Origin of the sequence: Pseudobacillus wudalianchiensis (genome assembly GCF_001685015.1) — a bacterium.
GTDB classification, from domain to species: Bacteria; Bacillota; Bacilli; order Bacillales; family Domibacillaceae; genus Pseudobacillus; species Pseudobacillus wudalianchiensis.
Map to the genome: position 1 here is coordinate 257,117 of NZ_MAYT01000023.1, position 19,684 is coordinate 276,800.

Here is a 19,684-nt window from a genome sequence, read left to right on the forward strand (position 1 = left end):
TGGAAAGAATTTTTCTTTACAGAGAGCCTATTATAATTTTAAAGAGTAAATTTGCGGACTAAGCCGCTAAGATCCTCGGCCAATGTAGAAAGCTGAAGGGCATTTTCTGCAATCTCCTCCATCGAACTGCTCGTTTGCTGAATGGAAGCAGACGTTTCTTCAATTCCCGCAGCTGATTCTTCCGAAACCGAAGCAATATTTTCAATGGACCGATTCATTTGTTCGCTTCCGATAACTATTTCATTTAAATTCTCCGAAACCATCTGAATTCTCTCAGCCATTTCAGACACAGAACCATTAATCTTGTCAAACATGTCTCCAGTTGTCCTTATTTGTCCCATGCCTTTATCTACTTCCGTGTATCCTGTTTCTAAAGAAATAACGACTTCAGCTGATTCTTCTTGAATGCGTGTAACAATCTCCGTTATGTCTTTTACAGAAATAGACACTTGTTCGGCCAATTTGCGTACTTCATTCGCCACAACCCCAAATCCTTTTCCATGCTCTCCTGCCCTTGCTGCTTCAATCGCTGCATTTAATGCTAATAAGTTAGTCTTTTCGGCAATCTCATGAATCACGGCTACTAACGTGGAAATAGCCTTGGATTGGTGGTCAAGACCTCTTACTCTTTCAACTGCTGTTTGTACAATCTGATCAATTGTATTCATTTGATTAATAGAAGAGCCCATTAACTGGCTTCCTTCGTTTGTTAAGCTTAAAATAGCATTTGATGCTGTATGAATATGTTCTCCATTACTATTAGCCTCTTGAATCTTCCCAATATAATTGACCATCGCTTCTGAAAGCTCGTTCGTATCGTGCGCTTGGGATTCGGCCCCAGCGGATAGCTGCTGCATAGTAGCTGCTGCCTGCTGACTCCCTTCTCTTACTTCACTAGCTGACTGTGTCAGCTCTTCACTTTGACTCGTTACGGTTTCAGATGTAGCGATAATTTGCTCAATCATTCCTCTTAAACTCTCCATCATTTTGTTCATTGCCGTACTGAGCAAAGCAATTTCATCTTCCCCTTTATAATTGCTTTTTTCCACATTCAGATTTCCCGATGAAATATCTCCTGCCATTGCGATTACTTTATTTAAATGATGCCGTACGATGCGATTAATCATAAACACAATAGCAGAACCAATGAGGGCAGATAAGACGATAGAGAAAATTAACACCGTAACAGATTCATTTAAACTGCGTTCCGCCTCTTTAGCCGCTGACTGCCGCTGCTTATTAATCGAATCTTCGAGCTCAGCCAATTTTTCGACTGCCTCGCTTCTTAAAGCCTGAGTCCTCTGTCTAGCAAGCAATGCTCCTAAGCTATCTTTACTTTGAACAGCAGGAATGATTTTTTCATAAAAAAGTTTGTTTACCTCTTCATCATTCGCACTAATACGTGCAAAAAGCTCTGCTGCTTCTTCCATTTTGATGGCAGCTTCTAGTTCTTCCTTAAGAATATTGAAACTTTCCTTTCTTTCCTCAAATTCTTTAATAAACCGGTCATCCTCACTATTCATGTAATCCGCAATCCGAATGTCTTTTCCTCTAAATAAGGAGGCCATTTCCGTCGTTTTAATCGCCAGATCTCCTTTTCGCTCTAGATTGGCAATATCCTCTTTGACATCCGCCAGCTTTACATAAACAATTGTGGCAGACAAACAGAAAAGAAGCATCACCACTCCTAACGCCAGGGCATATTTTTTACCGATGTTTAAGTTTCTAAGCAGCTTTGACAGCAAGATTTCTCCCTCCCCTTAACCTTCTGCAGAAAAAAGTAAAAGAGCTCTTCCCATCAACGTAAAGACAAATCGTTTTACGCGGACGGCCAAAAGAGCTCTTCTAAAAAACAGTTCGGCAGCCCAGCCGTCATAGCACTGTTCATGCTTTAGACCCGTGGCTTTGCGTCCCCGGCTTTCACCGGGTTTGCCAATATTGATTTTTAGATAAATAGACTTACTTCCATCATACATATTTTCGCCAATTTAAGCAATTATAACTATTTTATATATTCTGCTTTTTTAGGAGGAATGTTATAATTTAGGTTATATATACTTTAGTCAGGAGGGGTGTTAATGGAAAACAGAGTAAATAAATCTATATTGCCTGTGGATCACACATTAGAGCAACTGCAAAGAGATATCATTCTAACAACTAAAAAGGGTTTTCCGATTTTACTGGCAGGGGCTATCGTCTTTTTGCTATTTGCTTTTCTGCCGTTTTTTCTTCCTATGGATACCATTTACTTAGTATGGGTGTGGGGGCTGAGTGTGATCTTTCCACTCGGAATTCTTATAGGCAAGCTAGTAAAGGTCAATTTATTAACACGTGATCATCCGTTAGGCATACTAGGCGGCATTATAGCAGCCCCCCAGGCTTTTTACATTCCTGTCTTCATTATCGTCTATATGCATATCCCCGAGTATCTTCCTTTTGCGATCGGTTTATTAGGAGGCTCTCACTTTTTACCTTATATGTGGATTTACAAAAGTAAAGCTTACTTATTTGTCACGTTGGGCACTTGTCTTTCCTCGCTCATTTTAGGGGGCTTTTGGATAAACCAGGCTTTTATTCTAGTCCCTCTCGCCATCTCCATTGTATACAGCACCGGTGTTCTATTAATTTTTAAAGAATTAAAACTTTTTAAGTAAGCTTCAAAAAGAAAAGATTCAGCCTATGACAACGTGGCTGAACCTTTTTTTTAGCAATTCCCTCTTCTATTTTGTTAAATAGAAAAATAATAAATGATTTCATACTATCCTCCAGATTTCTCTTTCATTCGCTCTGTTACTTCCATAAACCAGTCTTTTTGATTTAAATCAACTGTTAATCTCGCTAGATCAAAAAGCTCCTCTGCTGTTAACTCATCATTCATCAGCACTAACTGATGATAACTGTATCTGTGTTCCCCAACCGGCTTGCCGTTTCGAATAACAAAAACAACAGCGCCATGGTAGCTTGCTTCCAATACAAACCCGACTGCATTTCTATTTTTAATTTCTACCCAAACGCCTGCTTTATACAAGTGAATGCCCCCATATCCCGCCTTCCGCGAGTTTGTTTTCCCGTCTAATTCCCGCGACATGATGAGCAGCACAAACGAAAACATTGTTTACACTTATTATATTCAGCTAGCTCTCCCGATGACAACCTAGCTCATATATTTCCTATTCCCGTTGAGCAGTAAAGTTATTATAGGTTCTTTCTATCTTGAAGAAAATCTGTGCATTCAAAAAAATAATGGAGATGCATGCTAAAGCTGCATCTCCATAAAAATATTAGCTAGTGGCACCGAGAGGGTTTTCATTAGGATCGGCTGCCTTCTCATTTTTCTTTGCTCTATTTTCTAAATTCTCAATCCGCTCAAGTTCCAATGCTTTCGGAATCGAAATCCAATAGCAAAGAAGGATGGCTAGAACAGCACCGAGGAATTTACCAGCCATTACGGGAATAATGATCGTCGGCTGGAAATTTGCCGGGAAAGCTAATTGGTCACCGATCATCCATCCACCAGAAATAGCGTAGGCGATGGTTAATACTTTATCCTTCGCCGGCATGTCTTTAATGATTTTAAAAAGGGCCAGCGGGTTAGCTGTTGCCGCAATGACTCCAGCGCTGCCGATGCTGCTTAAACCAAGCAGCTTACCAAAAAATTGTAACGGCTTTGCCAAATACTTTTGAATTGCATAGACCATTGGAAAAGCACCTGCTAGCATAATTCCAATATACCCGGCAATTTCAAGCCCTCTAAATTGGTCCTTCGCATCGGCGATAATTGGATCGAATCCCCAATGACCGAATATGGCCGTAAATACACCTGTGAAATACTCGACGATTGTACAAGCTAGAACGAGCTTCATCGCTGTGCTCATAAACCAGCCGATTGCCATGAATCCTTTGATCATAAGATTAGGAAACATTCGCAAACCGACAGCAATAAAAATCCCAACTGCTGTTAAAGGAATCAAGTTAATTAAAATAGTGCCAATCGACATAGACAACTGATAAGTTGGCTCGGCTGTCGTACTAATCGTGTCCCGTATTTTTGTCTCTGTCAATGCTAGAATACTTGTCGTTATGAACACACTAATCGGCACAGTGAGAACACCCGACATCATACCAAGCGCCAAATATTTATGATCGCGTTTTTGCAGCATGGCTAGCGCTACCGGAATAGTAAAGATAATATGAGGCCCCATAATAATGCCATTCACTGTAGCGATAATCCAATTTTCACGATCACTGGCTAACACATCAGCAAGCTGATAACTTCCCATGTCACTTGAAATAAGCGTGGTTGCTGCCATCGCCGGATCAGCCCCGATCGCTGAAAAAAGCGGGCCAAAGGCAAATTCAATGAATTTAGATAAGTACGGAATTGACGCTAATGTGGCGGCAATCGGAATAAAGATCGGACCAATCGTATGAATCCCTTGGATAAACTCCTTCCCCATACCTTCTTCCTCATTACGGACAGCAGCAATGGCGCCTATCATAACAAAAGCCATAATAACATAAATAACATAAGTGCCTAAATGCTCCATAGACATCCTCCCTTTCACTCTAAGTTGGTTACGTGTAAACTCACATTCCTACGCATGTAAAATAGAAATTTTGACACCGATTTTAAAATATTTGCAATTTTTATGCCATTTTCACAAAAAAGACACTAATTTGTTAATTATTGTTTTATTTAGGATTTGCAGGGCTTTTGCTTGCTATAAACGGCCCTGTGAATTTAATAAATAAGGATCGGTTATTCAAGAATGAAATTTTCAAATGATAAATGAAATTTCATCTTGATCTGAATTTTTTATGAAAAATTGCATAAAAAATGCGCTATAACATAATTTTCTTTTACTCGCATTGTGCCGTTTACAAGATGATGTCCCCAAAGAGTTCGCCCGTTCAAAAACATAAAAAGACATGCTAGCATTTAGCACGTCTGAGATTGTAGACAAAGTCTACTTCATCTTCCATCAGGCTGATTGAAAACTTTGTCTTTCGAGGCGCTAAACCTGACGAGGAGCGGAGTGACCATGAGGGTCATGAGCACCGCAGTCAGGCGAGCAACGAAGAAAGCGCGCGTTTGTCAACAGCCTGAGACATGCTAGCATTTAGCACGTCTTCATTTATTCAGCCGCTCGATAAAGTCCTGCAGCTTATCCAGTGACGTTAAATTTTGATTGCATTTTTCACTGTCCTGGCAAATGTAGTTCCCTCTCTTTGTGAAAGTTCCTTTTTCTGTTCTTTTTCCTTTTACTTCTGCAATGAACATCCCAATTTCCTCATAGCCATTGCATAGGGCGCAAATTCCTTTTTGATTGGCACTAGTAAAGGTTCCTTGTACTCCTATAAGATTCTCATCAAAATACGTTACTAAATATTTTTTATTGGAGCCTTTATCGTGCCATCCAAGGTAGGAAGTCTCCTTTAAATCGATGCTTTCTAAGTCAGGCATTTTTAGTTTTTTGGCTTTTGGGAACAGTTTTTTAAGGCTCTGTTCTGTTATTTTCTTAAAAGGAATCACATAGGGTTTTAGGCTGGATAAGAATTTTTCTGCCTGTTCTTTGTTCTCAACTGTCGTGATCGGGCTGAGTAATTGCCGCTGTTCTTCATTTAATTCAGTAAATACTTCAGTTACATTTTCTTCTGCCATTGCCTTTAATGCCTTCAATACCCCTTCGTGTTGAGCCGCCGTATGCCCATTAACCAGGTTTTTAGCCTGCCTTTTAATTAAATTGTATTGGTCATTCCTTATAAAAGCTTCCATGTTTCTCACTCCTGTTCGTTCTTCCTCTTACGTTACTCGATTAAGCTGTTTCTTGAAAGGCAAAGAATGATTAGGAAACAAATTCGCCATAAAAAAGCGCTGATCCTCTTGAAAAGGTCATCAGCGCTGTCAGTTAATAGGCTATTTGGAATAGACGATTTTTTTAACCGTTTCGGTTGAGAGATAATACGTATCGGCCAACTGTTGAATCGGCTCACCGTTTCGAAAAGCTTCTCGAATCGCAGCATTGCGATCATCGATACTTTTTCTTCCTCCAGAACATGAACCCCACTTTTGATGCGCCTCTTTCGGTTTCGGAATGTAAATCGTCTCTCCTTGCACATATTTTTGAATCTCGATAATTAATGTTTCTGGTAAAACAGCGGTTGCTTTTACATATTTCACTTTTGCCAGCTCCTTATTTTTTTGAATATCAAATAAGGTGCAAAGCCAAAGGATAGGGCAACTCACTTAGGCGATGATTTTAACGAATCACCCCATGCAAAGTATCGCCTTTCTAACCCCAGGCTTTGCATGAGACGCTGCAAACTTTGGCAATCTGCTCTCAATCGCCATACCATCACCTCCCCACTAATTTATTGTACTTTCTTTCGATAGTTAGATGCCAGTTTTTCTTTTAAGTTTTAGCTCTGTTGTATTTGATTGTTGATTTTCGCTGCAGGCGGACTCTTTCTGCGGGCGGTCCGTAATCCTTCTCGTCGCATACGCTTCCGCGGAATCTTCCCTGGAGTCGCCGCCTTTCGCTTTAATCAATTATTGAAAAAACAACCTTCACCTTTAACAAAGCATCCTTTTAATAAGCACTCCAGCCAGCATCTGCTGCAATGGCTACTCCATTAATATAGGCTGATTCATCAGAAGCCAGGAATAACGCAATATTAGCAATATCTTGTGTTGTTCCGGCTTTCGGCATTAAATTCACACCACGTGTGGCGATTTTCATGCCAAACTCATCGACATTCGTCATGCTTGCGGCAAAGTTCGTTTGAACATGCGCCGGGGCAATGGCATTACAGCGGATATTTTGCGGGCCATATTGAGAAGCGATATTTTTGGTTATCCCTACTACTGCATGCTTAGCAGCTGTATAAGCTAATCCACCGCGGCCGCCAGTTAAGCCGGCGATAGAGGCCATATTGACGATCGTTCCGCCTCCGTTTTCGATAAACACTGGAATCACTTTTCGAAGGGCACGCATTACACCGGTTACGTTAATGTTCATGACACGCTCCCATGTTTCATCTTTTACGTTAGCTGCTGCCTGCATATTGTCACCGACGCCAGCATTATTCACTAAAATATCAACCTTGCCGAAAGCCTTTACGGTGTCCTCTACCATTATTGAAATATCTTCTTCATTCGCTATGTTCACCTTTACACCGATCGCTTCTTTTCCTAATTCCTTTAATTCTTTTACCGTTTGCTGCAGTGCTTCCTCGTTAAAATCAGCAATTACCACTTTTGCTCCCTCTTTCGCATAAGAAAAAGCAATTTCCTTTCCGATACCGGCTGCACTGCCAGTTACGATCGCTACTTTATTTTCAAGACGTCCCAATATCATCACCTCATCCGCTTTTTTGATTTATGGATTCTCCACAAAATTCCAATCCAATCACTACAGATAAAGTATAGGTTATCATTTACGTTGAATCAAAGATTGCGATTCGTTAAGCATTCAGTAAACTAAAAAGGCAAACCGGCCACTTCGACAAGCGAAGCGCCAGTTTGCCTTCCTTTAATCCAGCCATCCTTTTTTCTTCATAAACATAAATCCCGCTATAGACAGACCAGCAGTCGCAATCCAGCCTGTTTTGCCTTTTTTTTGCTGCTTTTTCTCTGTTTCCGCGACTCCTTTTAAAAAAGAGAGCAAGAATAGCAGCGTTTCTTTCCAATTTGTCTTTCCAAGAATCTGAGCGAGGGAGCGGTCCCCTTCACTCCATTGCGCAACCTGATCAAGGCCGCTATTCATTCTTTCGATGACAGGTCCAAGTTTTTCGACGTCCAACTGGCCGAGTGTTCCTACTAAAAGCAGGCCATTTTTCAATGTTTTCGCGGCCCCTGGGTTGTCTACTGCTTTGACAAGCACATCAAGCACTCGGTCGCCTTGGTCGAATAGGCCAACCGCTAAATCCATGCCGCCGCTTTTATACACTTTGTCCAACACATTCATAAGGGCTTGAAGGGATTCTTTATGTTCGATCAACATCGCTTCGATTTCTTGTAAATCCCGCTGCCGCTGCTCTTCTTCACTTAGTTCCATTCGCCGAACTTGAGTAATTGCTTTAGCCACGCTTTAACGCCCCTTTCTTTACAAGATCACCAGGGAATATATAATCGGGACGTGCCCACTTCTTCTCTACTTGTACACCAATCTGCGGGTTCGGATTGCCTCGTCTGTGGTTAATACGCGGAAGTGGGTCTTCACCTGTTTGTTGTATGATCTCCATTTTCGCTTTCACTTCTTTATATGCTGGCGTGTCTGTATCCTTATCGGCACGGCTGCTCGTTAAGTAGTTAATGGCTCCTTCTCCTGAGTCATTCATTGGAAGGTATACCTCTTTTCCTTTCACCCGGTCGGTGATATGACAAGGGACCTTCACACTTCCATATGGTGATGTGAGGCGGACGACTGTTCCATCCTCAAGTCCTCGTTCTTTAGCCAGCTCTGGTGATACTTCCAAAAAGACGCTTGGCGTTTTGGACGTAATCCCTTTTGATTTATACGTTAGGTTTCCTTCATGGAAATGCTCAAGGAGACGGCCATTATTCACTTGAATATCATATTCTTCTTCATATTCCATCGGCTTCGTCCATTGCACAGGGAACAATCTCGCCTTTCCATCCGGGAATGGGAACTCTTCTTCAAAAAGAAGCGGCGTATCTGTTCCATCAGGAGCTACTGGCCATTGCAGTGTATTGTATCCTTCCAATCGTTCGTACGTCACTCCCGCGTAAAGCGGCATCAAGCTTGCGGCTTCTGCCATAATTTCGCTTGGGTGCTCGTACTCCCAACCAGCGCCGAGGTGATTCGCAATTTCCATAATAATCTGCCAATCCGGCTTTGATTCACCAAGCGGCTCGAAGATTTGGTACAACCGCTGAATACGGCGTTCTGTATTTGTAAAGGTGCCTTCTTTTTCAAAAGAAGGGGCCGCCGGGAGTACTACATCTGCAAATTGCGCTGTCTTAGAGAGGAAAATATCTTGAACGACGAAGAAATCTAACTTCTCAAACGCTTCATGAACGTGGTTAATATTAGAATCCACCATCGCCATTTCCTCACCTTTTATATACATGACCTTTACGTTTCCGTTATGAATCCCTTCCACCATTTCATGATTGTTCAAGCCTGGCTTTGCCGACAGCTTTACGCCCCAGCCTTTTTCATATTTGGCACGCACGTCATCGTCCTCTACCTTTTCATAGCCTGGGAATCTATCGGGCATGCTGCCGAAGTCACTCGCTCCTTGCACGTTATTATGGCCGCGTAAAGGATAGCTCCCTGCTCCTGGCTTTCCGTAGTTGCCCGTTACAAGCAATAAATTTGAGATGGCTGTACTCGTATCACTTCCGCCAAGATGCTGAGTGACCCCCATTGCCCACAAGATACAGGTAGAAGAAGCTTCATGAACCGCTTTCGCAATTTCGATAATCTGCCTTTTCGGCACACCGGTGATCTTTTCGGCATATTCCATGGTGTACGGTTTGAGACTTTCCACATACTCTTTAAAACCATTGACACGTTTTCTGATAAACTCTTTGTCTGCCCAGCCCTTATCAATGATATATTTCGTAACAGCTGAAAGCCAAACGAGGTCCGTCCCGGCTTTTGGCTGAATGAATAAATCCGAACGCTCAGCCATTTCGTGCTCACGCAAGTCGGCTACGATTAATTTTTGGCCTTTTAACTTATGAGACCGTTTGACTCTCGTCGCGAGCACTGGATGCGATTCAGACGTGTTTGATCCAACGATGAGAACAAGGCCGGCTCTCTCGATATCCTTAATGGACCCTGAGTCCCCGCCGTAGCCAACTGTGCGGAAAAGTCCCATCGTTGCTGGCGTTTGACAGTAACGTGAGCAATTATCAATGTTATTTGTGCCGATAACCCCGCGCCCGAGCTTTTGCATTAAATAAGACTCTTCATTTGTACATTTAGATGAGGTGATAAAAGCAAGAGAATCCGGTCCGTATGTTTCTTTCGCTTCAGTAAACTTTTTCTTAATTAAATTAAGCGCTTCCTCCCAATCGGCTTCACGGAACGTGTCCCCTTCCCGAATAAGCGGCTTCGTAAGGCGTTCTTTACTGTTCACAAAATCCCAGCCGAATTTGCCCTTTACACATGTGGAAATGCCATTAGCCGGCGCTTCTACTTGTGGTTCTACTTTTAATATTTTACGGCCTTTCGTCCAGACATCGAAACTGCAGCCGACTCCGCAGTACGTACAAACGGTTTTTGTTTTCTTTACACGCGCTTCTCTCATGGCAGATTCCATGTCCGAAACAGGCATAATCCAGCTATAGCTTGTTTCTACATTTTTCGTCAGTTCAATCATCGGACGCAGCGTATCCTTCGATAAGCCTGTTAAATAGCCCGCCTCTCCCACCATTCCTTTTTCCATCATGGCGTTACAAGGACACACAGTGGAACAGTGTCCACATGATACACAGGATGACTCATTGATGCTGACACCGTGATCCCAAATGACACGTGGACGTTTGAGACTCCAGTCAATAGATAATGTTTCTGTTACTTGGACATCTTGGCATGCTTCTACACATCGCCCACATAAGATACACTGATCTGGATCATACCGGTAAAAAGGGTGTGAATTATCTTCTTCATACGGCTTTGGTGTAAATGGCTCGCTCTGATGCTCAATTTTCATTTGTTTTACGGTGTTATGTACTTCGCAGCGGCCATTATTATAATCACATACTGTGCAATATAATTCGTGGTTATATAAAATACGGTCCATCGCAATGTCTTGTGCCTTTTTTACCTCTTCGGAAGCGGTATTAATGACATCCCCGTTATGGATAAAAGTCGAGCACGACCGCACAAATTCTCCATTTACTTGTACGATACACGTATCACACGTTTCAATCGGCCCTAGTGAAGGATGATAACAAACAGCCGGTATATCAATCGATTGTTCCTTGAGCGCCTGCATAACAGTGATGTCTCCTGGCATGCTCATGTTCTGGCCATTAAGCGTAATATTTACCTGCTTTGACACAGCAAAAACCCCCTCTTTTTTACTGACATGGCTAAAGAACAGGTCTATCATGAGAAAACAAATGATCCGAACGAATATTCTGTCTTTTGCCTATGCTTTTTTTAAAACTACCCTTTTTTGTCAGGCATAAACAAAAAAAACAGCAACCGATGGGCTTCTTGAAAAAGCCTGTCAGTTGCTGTCTCATTTAGATGAATCTATGAAGCGGAAGCTTTTAAATCTGCTCTGCCTTCAAATCTGCTCATTTTTCCCTCTAGTTTGGCAAAGATAATTTCACAAGCTAAACAAAGAGCCCAATAGATAATAGAAGCCACAAGATACATTTCTAAGAAACGATAGCCGTCGTTCGCAATAATTCTCGAAATGGCTAGAATCTCCATTACTTTCACTGCAAAAGCCAAAGACGTCGCCTTAATTAAATTGATAAATAAATTTCCTAAATTCGGCAAAGCAATTAGAAAAGCCTGCGGCAGAATGATTCTGTATAAGCCTTGTGCTGTCGTCATTCCTACTGAATAAGCCGCTTCCATTTGCCCGGCGCTTGTCGCGTTAATCGCTCCCCGGAAAATTTCTGCTTGATAAGCTGCCGTATTGATTGAGTAAGCAATCAACGCATAAATAAGCGGGGAAATATTATCTGCATTTAACTCCCAGCCAAAGCGGGGATTTAAGTAATCAAACAATACTGGAACACCATAGAAAAAAACATACAACTGGACAATTAACGGGGTTCCCCGGATAAAGGAGATGTAGAGGATCGACAGCTGATTCAGCAAAGGGACTTTATAGATCCTGACCAAAGCAATCAGCAAACCGAACAGCAGACCAACTATCATGGCAATAATGGCTATTGTTAATGTCCATGGCACCCCTTTTAAGACTGCGGGCACTTGTTCTAACGCAAATTTAAAGTCGATAATAGCCACAAATCATCACTTTCCTTAGCAAAATTATTACTTGGATAAACCAACGTGTCCTTTTTTAAACACTTTTTCGGCGTAGCTGACCACCGCTTCAATCACCATACAAGCTCCCCAGTATACAAGGGAAATCACAATGTACACCTCGAACATGCCCATTCCGTGATTATTCCCCAAAATGATCCGTACCTGCCCCATGATATCGATAATGCCAATTGTAAAAGCAAGGGATGTATCCTTTAACAATTCAATAATGTTATTGCCTAGGTTTGGCAAGGCAATGACAAATGCCTGAGGCAGGATGATCCTTCTTAATGCCTGTGGATAACTCATGCCCACACTGTAGGCTGCCTCTAATTGCGCCTCGCCAACAGCTAGATAAGCAGAACGAATGACTTCTGATAAGTAGGCGGCAGTGTGAAGGGAAAAGGCGATAATCGCGAAGATGAGACGATCCCAGCTATTGATATCAATACTAAAGACTAATAACAATTGCGGAAGCCCAAAATAAACAAGAAATAACTGAACTAAAAGGGGTGTACACCGGGTAAATGACAAGTAAAAAGTAGCCGTTTGATAGAGAATCGGCTGCTTTTGTATCCGAATAATAGCGATTAAAACACCTAAAATTAAAGCAAAAAACAAGGAAGCTCCCATCATAAATAAAGTTAAAGGAAGCTTATCCAATACTTTAGTAAACAAATCGATCCACTCTTGCAAGCTTGTACTCATCCTTCTCTCCACCTAAACAGATCAGTTAAAATAAAACCTAAAGTCAAAGTTTGCTAGGTTAAGTGCAGATCACCCAACCTAGCCATCATTATTTCTTATACTCGAATCCTTTTTCGTTAATGTACTCAAGATCTTGGAAAATATCGATGCCAAACCATTTTTCAGCCAGCTTCGGAAGGGTACCATCTTCGATCAATTCTGTTGTCACTTTATCCATTTTCTCAGCCAGCTCTTTATGTTCTGAATCAAACACGACATAAATTGGCTCTTTTGAGATGACGCCTGCAACTTTTAAGTCTAAATTAAGATCTTTCTGCACAGCATCGAACGTTGTTTTGTTCAAAAACACAGCATCAGCTTTTCCAGCTGCCACACGCTTTAAGTTATCCGCGTTTGAAGGATGGTCCATACTTTCGATTGTAATTTGGCGATCCGGATGGCTTTTATTGTAACCATTTAAGATAGAACGCAAGCCCCCGCTTGGAGACATCGGAGCCAGCTTTTTGCCAACCATGTCATCTAATGTCTTAATGTCATTTCTATCTTTCTTTGTAATGAGTGTTGTAAGAGAGTAGCCATACTCATTCTGTGGATACAAAAATTTCTGCTCTCTTTCTGGGTTTTTGAAAAACCAGTTAATGGCGAAATCAAATTTTCCTGTGTCAACACCGACTAAATTAGATTCTTCCTCGCCGAATGTGTATTCAAATTTATATTCCGGAAGCTTTTTCTCAACCTCTGCTAAATAGTCCATATCATAGCCGATTGGATTATTTTGATCATCCGTATATAAAAACGGCGGATTCACTTCATCACTTAATGCTACTTTAATAATTTGTTTCCCATCTTTTGTTTTTGCGTCTTCGCTGTTAGAGCAGCCCGCAATCAAGAAAATAGAAACCATTGTTAGAAAAACAGTAAGCCAAATGCGTTTCATTGCTATGTATCCCCCTATTAAATTTCATATTCAGGCTCTCTAACAAGCCTTTTTAAAAATTGTTTTGTCCGCTCATGCTTTGGATGAGCTAATACCTCATCAGGTGTGCCTTGTTCTACAATGACCCCGTCAGCCATAAAGACAACACGATCAGCTACTTCTCTGGCAAAATCAATTTCATGAGTGACAACTACCATCGTCATTCCCTCTCTGGCAATCTTTTTCATAATAGCCAGCACTTCACCGACCATCTCCGGGTCAAGGGCAGATGTTGGTTCATCAAACAAGATAACGGAAGGATTTAAGGCAAGCGCCCGGGCAATGCCAACACGCTGCTGTTGACCTCCAGAAAGCTGGGCAGGATAATCGTTGATTTTCTCGCTCAAGCCTACTTTTTGAAGCAGGTCTACACTAAGAGCACGAGCTTCTGCTGCTTTCATTTTTTGAGCAACAATTAAGCCCTCCATTACATTTTCCAGAACAGTTTTATTTTTGAATAAATTATAGTGCTGAAAAACCATGGCCGTCTTGCGTCTTAGCGCCAAAATGTCTTTTCGTGAAGCATTTTTTCCTTCAATTGAAAATCCTTCAACAGAAATCGTTCCTTCATCGGGTCTTTCCAAATAATTGATACAGCGGAGCAGTGTCGTTTTTCCTGATCCACTGGGACCAACGATCACGAGTACTTCCCCTTTTTTCACTTGCAGATCAATCCCTTTTAAAACCTCATTCTTTTTAAAACTCTTTGTAATGTTCGTTAATTCAATCAATCTAGCTCCCTCTCTATCGGCCAATAAATATACCCAAACATTAACATAATAATTCCTAGTTGTAAAGTGGGTTTTTTAACTCTATAATAGAAATTATAGAAGCATTTGGTATTTAAGTACTTGACTAATAGAACAACTATGGATTGAATGGAAAGTAACTGAAGCTAACTGATTTTATTAAGGAAGTGTAGAAGGTGTCCAAAGATTTATTTATTAAAACAAGTATGCAAAAAGAATGGCTGGAAAAACTGGCCAAACATGAAGAAGATTTCAAGAAAGACTCAGAGAAAAATGACAAAGACTCATCTTTTCCAAAAGAGAATATTAAGAAGCTGATTGAGATGGGTTACACGAGGCTGACTTTACCGACCGAATATGGCGGTAGCGGCATTACGGTATCCGACATGGTTCTTTTCCAAGAAACGATCGCTAGCATGGACGATGTAACAGGGTTAGCAATCGGCTGGCATCAGGGGGTCGTCGGTGAGCTGTATGAGAAAAAGCTCTGGAAGGAAGAGAAGCTGCAGTCTTTTGCAAAAGAAGTCCTAAATGGCGCTTTAGTGAACAGAGCTGTCAGTGAGGCTCAAACGGGCAGTCCAACCCGCGGCGGCCGTCCTGGAACCTGCGCTGTGAAAAAAGGAGATAAATGGGTGATTTCCGGACGAAAGAACTTTACGACGATGTCACCTGTCTTAACTCATTTTCTCGTTTCAGCATGGGTAGAAGAAAAACAAGGGATTGGCTTTTTCTTAATTGATAGAGATTCTAAAGGGTTATCCATCGAGGAGACTTGGGACGTAATCGCTATGAGAGGAACAGAAAGTCATGATCTCGTACTTGACCATGTGGAAGTAGCCGAAGAAGATTTTGTAGAATTAAATCATGGACCAAGAGGCGATAAAGTGAATGGGTGGATTTTACATATTCCATCCTGCTATTTAGGTATTGCTCAATCAGCTCGTGACTATGCCGTAAAGTTTGCTGTGGAACATTCCCCTAATAGCATTAGCGGGTCTATTAGCCAACTGCCAAACGTACAAAGTTTAATTGGCCGTATTGACTTGGAATTAATGAAAGCCCGTCATTTCCTTTACAGTGTAGCCGAAGCTTATGATGATGTTGAACGCCGGCCATACATCACAAATGAATTAGCGGCCGCAAAACATATTGTCACCAATTCAGCTATTAAAATCGTTGATTTGGCTATGAGGCTAGTCGGAGCTAAAAGTTTACAAATGTCTAATCCTCTTCAACGTTATTATCGTGATGTCAGAGCTGGGCTTCATAACCCGCCGATGGACGATATGACGATCTCTAAACTGGCACAAACAGCTATTAAGGAAGCAGAGAAAAAATAAGCAAAGCTTTTTCAGGCAGCTTGCATCTTATCAGACAGGCTGCCTTGTTTTTTCATAATGATACATAGAAAATAATCTATTATGCCTTTTCTCTGGACAATGATTGATCCTTCTTTAAAGTGATTGCGTGGATCATCTTGAGAATCGGCCGAATGAGTAATTGTGCACTGCCGATGATAAATAAAATGGTACCTGCTAATTTTGTTGTTTCCCAGAGAAAGAGAATACTGCCTGCTAGGAACCAAATACCGAGCATGATCTCATTCACTATAGAAATAAAATGATAGTGCTTATTAAAAAACAGGCCGTATTTTCCAATCTTCAATTCCACAAATTTTTTTTGCTTCTTTACTTTCGGCATATGTTTCCCCTGCCTTTCACCCATTTTCTCTTCCCTTTGCTTCCTTCTTTAAACGTTCCATTTCCTTTCATTCCACCGTATTTATATATCTTCGATGTAAAAAGCTTTGACATCTGATCAAAAATAATGTAAATTACCCATTGGGCGAACATTTTTTGCGTCCAAAAACACTAATATTCGTTTTTAGGAGTGTTGACCATGGAAAATGTATTTGATTACGAAGATATACAATTGATTCCCGCAAAATGTGTAGTAAACAGCCGTTCAGAATGCGATACAACTGTCACTCTAGGAGGACGTACATTTAGACTGCCTGTTGTGCCGGCTAATATGCAGACAATTATAGATGAAAAGATTGCTATTTACTTAGCCGAAAACGGTTACTTTTATATTATGCATCGCTTCAAGCCTGAAGAGCGTACAGATTTTATTAAAGACATGCATGCACGCGGCCTATTCGCCTCCATTAGTGTGGGTGTTAAAGAAGAAGAGTACAGCTTTGTTCAACAATTGGCAGAAGAGCAGCTTTCTCCAGAATATATTACAATAGATATTGCTCACGGCCATTCAAATGCTGTGATAAACATGATCCAGCACATTAAAAAGCACTTGCCTAATAGTTTTGTCATTGCAGGAAATGTTGGCACTCCGGAAGCTGTAAGAGAGCTGGAGAATGCTGGAGCAGATGCAACAAAAGTAGGCATTGGGCCAGGAAAAGTATGCATCACGAAAATTAAAACTGGATTTGGAACAGGCGGTTGGCAATTGGCAGCATTGCGCTGGTGTGCAAAGGCTGCAAGCAAGCCGATTATTGCTGATGGCGGAATTCGCACCCACGGCGACATTGCTAAATCAATTCGATTTGGTGCATCTATGGTGATGGTTGGTTCATTGTTTGCCGGCCACGAAGAATCTCCGGGAGAGCTTTTTGAGAAAGACGGCAAAATTTATAAAGAGTACTTTGGTTCAGCGTCAGAATTCCAAAAAGGTGAAAAGAAAAATGTAGAAGGCAAAAAAATGTTCGTAGAATATAAAGGGCCTTTACAAGATACGTTGACTGAGATGGAGCAAGACCTTCAATCTTCTATCTCCTACGCAGGAGGAACGAAATTAGATGCCATCCGTAACGTCGATTATGTAGTCGTGAAAAATTCTATCTTTAATGGTGACAAAGTTTATTAATCATAAAAAGGATCCCTTTCCAAGAAAGGGATCCTTTTTAGTTAGGACTGTTGAATATTTTTAATGATAAATCGACTGTTGGGGAGAGCTGGAATTCTCCCCATCTCATACGTTAGATCCTGAGTGGGCACATCATAAGTAATTTCCTTCGTCAAAAACTCTAGACTCTCCTTCATGACTAAAACCGTCACCCACTCGCCTGCACAGCGATGTCCCATATAATGGTCTCCCCCGCCTTGGGGAATAAAGGAAAATGGGCTCTCTTTCCAATCTTTAAATCGTTCCGGTCTAAACTCTTCAGGATGTTCCCAAAGGTCCGGATGGTGATTTGTGCCATAAATATCAAGCAGCACTAAGGTTCCTTTTTTAAACTCGTAATCTCTCCATGTAAAATCCTCTCTCACTCTCGCTCCTGTAAAAGGCCCGAACGGATAAAAACGACGAACTTCCTGAACAAACAGCTGGCTGTAGCCACCTTGATCATCTTTTACTTTTTCTCGTTCTTCCGGATAATCACGCAAAGCGAGCGCTCCAAAAGTGACAAAACGACCGATCGCGACAATGGGTCTTAATATGTTGATCAATTCAATCGCCGCCATTCGATCATCGAGCAGCTTCCCCTTTAAATCCCGATGCCAGGCAATAATGTAAGCAGCTGTATTTTCCAAAGGGTGCAACTTTTTCGCACGGATCTGCTTAATGATTTTTTCAATCCATTCTTCCGATCGGGACCGCGCCTTCTTTCCTTCACGGTATCTTTCTCCAACAGAAGCGAACGTATCGATCATCGTTCCAAAATCAATCGCCCGTTGTTTTACTTCCACTTCTGTAATGGGTACGCCCGCCCATTGACAAGCAATCCGACACATGATTTCCTCTGCTTCATGAAATAAGACTATTTCGTCTCTCTGTTCCCACTCAGGGATCTTCGCCCGCCATTGCTCCCTGGTAATTTTCGCAAGTTCATCTAGGCGGCCTGGTGTCATCATAGATAGAAACATCCGCTTACGCTGCTTATGCTCTTCTCCATCTAACGTTTGGATAGCGTTTTCTCCAAACAATGTTTTTTGTACCCTCTTTGGCGCTGCTCCTTTACGGGTAAATAGGTTCTCATCATAAAAAACAGACGCTGCTTCTTCACCAGCTATACAAATTGCCTTCTGCCCGAGAATGCGTGTTTGAAAAATATCTGACTGCAGCTCGCTGCGTCTTTCCGGTATAAAGTTATATCCTTCTTTTAATAAGGCAAGTGTATGGTCGAGCCCTTTCTCCTTAGGGATTGAACGGCCGGATGTCACAAAGATCAGCTCCTTAAAAATGTTGTATGTATTTTTTAATAAAAAGAAAATCTTGATTCACGACAACAATCCTGCTAAAAAACTGCTTAAGCCTTATGTTACCCTGATAGCCTTCTACTAAAACGGTTCTCCCTTAGAATCAAAAAAGTACTGAGAGCTTAACTCTCAGTACCCTTTGTAAGCATATAAAGCGTTCTTAATGAGCTTTTTTGATCTCATACATCCCGCCAAATAGTTCAAATGAGCTGCTGTTTACTGGACTAGAAAGACTCACTTGAAACGGCCTTTCTCCTCTTTGCCGAAGAACGCTTGCAACGATTCCATCCCCCACCGGGCTGCTAAAAACAAACCGGCCGCCTTTCAGCTCTAGAGATTGGCATTGTGCCTGAAGCGTTTCATCGAAAAACTTCTCTCCAACCTCCAGACCAAACCACTCAGACCATTGGCGAACGGTTTTCTCTAAATCACGCACCGCAAATGTGACATGGGAAAAGACAGTTTTCGAAGGATGAGGCTGAATAACCTTGCTCTCGGTTAATTCCTGCCTTCTCTCCTCATCCTTCTCTTTCCATTGAATAATAAAAGGGAGTTCCAGCTCGCCATTTAGCTGCCCTATATAAAGAAGCTGCCACTCAACTAAACTGCCGTCCGGTCGCTTGCGGCTAAAAGATTCAGGACCGTTGACCATTAACCCCTTCTCACGAAAGTGACGCGCTGCTCCTTCTATATCAGTCGTTCTAATCGCCACACGTGAAAATCCTTCAGTGAATTGCTCTTTTGCGACGGTTTCTAGAAAGCTATGTCTAGGATGCTGTGTCTGCTTTACTAACTCTTTGTCATATGTACTTAACAGTTCAATGTAACTTAAATCAAAATAACTGACTGCATTATAGGTTCCCCGATTTTCATGGACACCACCTTCAACCGCAGCAATCCCTTTTTCTTTTAAAAAGGCTATGGCTTTTTCCGGGTCTTCCACAAAATGAACGACATGATCAAACATAAAATCCAATCAAATTCCTCCCTTTCTTATCCATATAGGAGCTTTCTTTTATTATAACGAGCAAACAGGCTTATTCCTATAAAAGA

General features: G+C 41.6%; 19 protein-coding genes and 1 riboswitch. Of the genes, 3 read left to right on the forward strand and 16 right to left on the reverse strand.

Features of this window, described 5'->3' with window-relative positions; all coding sequences use genetic code 11:
* Positions 1-38 precede the first annotated feature (38 nt).
* Entirely contained in the window at positions 39-1,745 is a 1,707-nt protein-coding gene (locus A8F95_RS11765; protein ID WP_077247337.1) for a methyl-accepting chemotaxis protein, read from the reverse strand.
* A 111-nt stretch (positions 1,746-1,856) separates the two neighbouring features.
* A riboswitch (cyclic di-GMP riboswitch) is annotated at positions 1,857-1,944 on the reverse strand.
* Between the two features lie 134 nt (positions 1,945-2,078).
* Here A8F95_RS11765 and A8F95_RS11770 point away from each other — a divergent pair.
* A complete protein-coding gene (locus tag A8F95_RS11770) occupies positions 2,079-2,654 on the forward strand; it encodes a DUF7010 family protein (protein WP_245671281.1) in 576 nt (191 codons plus the stop codon).
* 104 nt (positions 2,655-2,758) lie between these two features.
* Here A8F95_RS11770 and A8F95_RS11775 read toward each other — a convergent pair whose 3' ends face one another.
* From A8F95_RS11775 to A8F95_RS11825, 12 genes are all read right to left on the reverse strand, one after another.
* Complete coding sequence (locus A8F95_RS11775) at positions 2,759-3,112, reverse strand: hypothetical protein (protein WP_065410675.1); 354 nt, start codon at positions 3,110-3,112, stop codon at positions 2,759-2,761.
* Positions 3,113-3,281: 169 nt separating this feature from the next.
* Positions 3,282-4,547 (reverse strand): ethanolamine utilization protein EutH, encoded by a 1,266-nt coding sequence (gene eutH / locus A8F95_RS11780; RefSeq protein WP_065410676.1) that lies wholly within the window; start codon positions 4,545-4,547, stop codon positions 3,282-3,284.
* Positions 4,548-5,131: 584 nt separating this feature from the next.
* Positions 5,132-5,776 carry a FusB/FusC family EF-G-binding protein gene (locus A8F95_RS11785; RefSeq protein ID WP_065410677.1) on the reverse strand — a complete coding sequence of 215 codons (645 nt, stop codon included), beginning with the start codon at positions 5,774-5,776 and terminating at the stop codon, positions 5,132-5,134.
* A gap of 141 nt (positions 5,777-5,917) precedes the next feature.
* Entirely contained in the window at positions 5,918-6,181 is a 264-nt protein-coding gene (locus A8F95_RS11790; protein WP_065410678.1) for a CD3324 family protein, read from the reverse strand.
* Between the two features lie 213 nt (positions 6,182-6,394).
* Positions 6,395-6,550, reverse strand: a complete 156-nt coding sequence (locus tag A8F95_RS22480; RefSeq protein WP_176713677.1) for a hypothetical protein — start codon at positions 6,548-6,550, stop codon at positions 6,395-6,397.
* 40 nt (positions 6,551-6,590) lie between these two features.
* On the reverse strand, positions 6,591-7,358 hold the full coding sequence (locus A8F95_RS11795; protein WP_065410679.1) for a glucose 1-dehydrogenase: 768 nt from the start codon (positions 7,356-7,358) through the stop codon (positions 6,591-6,593).
* 174 nt (positions 7,359-7,532) lie between these two features.
* On the reverse strand, positions 7,533-8,087 hold the full coding sequence (locus A8F95_RS11800; protein WP_065410680.1) for a helical membrane plugin domain-containing protein: 555 nt from the start codon (positions 8,085-8,087) through the stop codon (positions 7,533-7,535).
* Entirely contained in the window at positions 8,080-11,037 is a 2,958-nt protein-coding gene (gene fdhF / locus A8F95_RS11805) for a formate dehydrogenase subunit alpha (protein WP_065410681.1), read from the reverse strand. The genes A8F95_RS11800 and fdhF overlap by 8 nt, the downstream gene beginning before the upstream one ends.
* A 197-nt stretch (positions 11,038-11,234) precedes the next feature.
* Positions 11,235-11,963 (reverse strand): amino acid ABC transporter permease, encoded by a 729-nt coding sequence (locus A8F95_RS11810; protein WP_065410682.1) that lies wholly within the window; start codon positions 11,961-11,963, stop codon positions 11,235-11,237.
* A gap of 27 nt (positions 11,964-11,990) precedes the next feature.
* Positions 11,991-12,689: an amino acid ABC transporter permease gene (locus A8F95_RS11815; protein WP_065410683.1), complete on the reverse strand. Its 699-nt coding sequence runs from the start codon at positions 12,687-12,689 to the stop codon at positions 11,991-11,993.
* An 88-nt stretch (positions 12,690-12,777) separates the two neighbouring features.
* Positions 12,778-13,626: a transporter substrate-binding domain-containing protein gene (locus A8F95_RS11820; protein WP_065410684.1), complete on the reverse strand. Its 849-nt coding sequence runs from the start codon at positions 13,624-13,626 to the stop codon at positions 12,778-12,780.
* Positions 13,627-13,643: 17 nt separating this feature from the next.
* On the reverse strand, positions 13,644-14,396 hold the full coding sequence (locus A8F95_RS11825; RefSeq protein ID WP_049660845.1) for an amino acid ABC transporter ATP-binding protein: 753 nt from the start codon (positions 14,394-14,396) through the stop codon (positions 13,644-13,646).
* Between the two features lie 194 nt (positions 14,397-14,590).
* On the opposite strand from A8F95_RS11825, the gene A8F95_RS11830 reads away from it, so the two are divergent.
* Positions 14,591-15,754: an acyl-CoA dehydrogenase family protein gene (locus A8F95_RS11830; RefSeq protein WP_065410685.1), complete on the forward strand. Its 1,164-nt coding sequence runs from the start codon at positions 14,591-14,593 to the stop codon at positions 15,752-15,754.
* 79 nt (positions 15,755-15,833) lie between these two features.
* Here the strand turns inward: A8F95_RS11830 and A8F95_RS11835 are convergent, their stop codons facing one another.
* Entirely contained in the window at positions 15,834-16,115 is a 282-nt protein-coding gene (locus A8F95_RS11835; protein WP_065410686.1) for a YrhK family protein, read from the reverse strand.
* A gap of 198 nt (positions 16,116-16,313) precedes the next feature.
* Here A8F95_RS11835 and guaC point away from each other — a divergent pair, with 198 nt between their 5' ends.
* Positions 16,314-17,297, forward strand: a complete 984-nt coding sequence (gene guaC / locus A8F95_RS11840; RefSeq protein WP_065410687.1) for a GMP reductase — start codon at positions 16,314-16,316, stop codon at positions 17,295-17,297.
* Positions 17,298-17,338: 41 nt separating this feature from the next.
* Here the strand turns inward: guaC and cypC are convergent, their stop codons facing one another.
* Both cypC and A8F95_RS11850 read right to left on the reverse strand, forming a co-directional pair.
* Entirely contained in the window at positions 17,339-18,595 is a 1,257-nt protein-coding gene (gene cypC, locus A8F95_RS11845; protein WP_065410688.1) for a CYP152 family fatty-acid peroxygenase CypC, read from the reverse strand.
* Between the two features lie 196 nt (positions 18,596-18,791).
* Positions 18,792-19,598: a VOC family protein gene (locus A8F95_RS11850; protein WP_245671310.1), complete on the reverse strand. Its 807-nt coding sequence runs from the start codon at positions 19,596-19,598 to the stop codon at positions 18,792-18,794.
* Positions 19,599-19,684 lie beyond the last annotated feature (86 nt).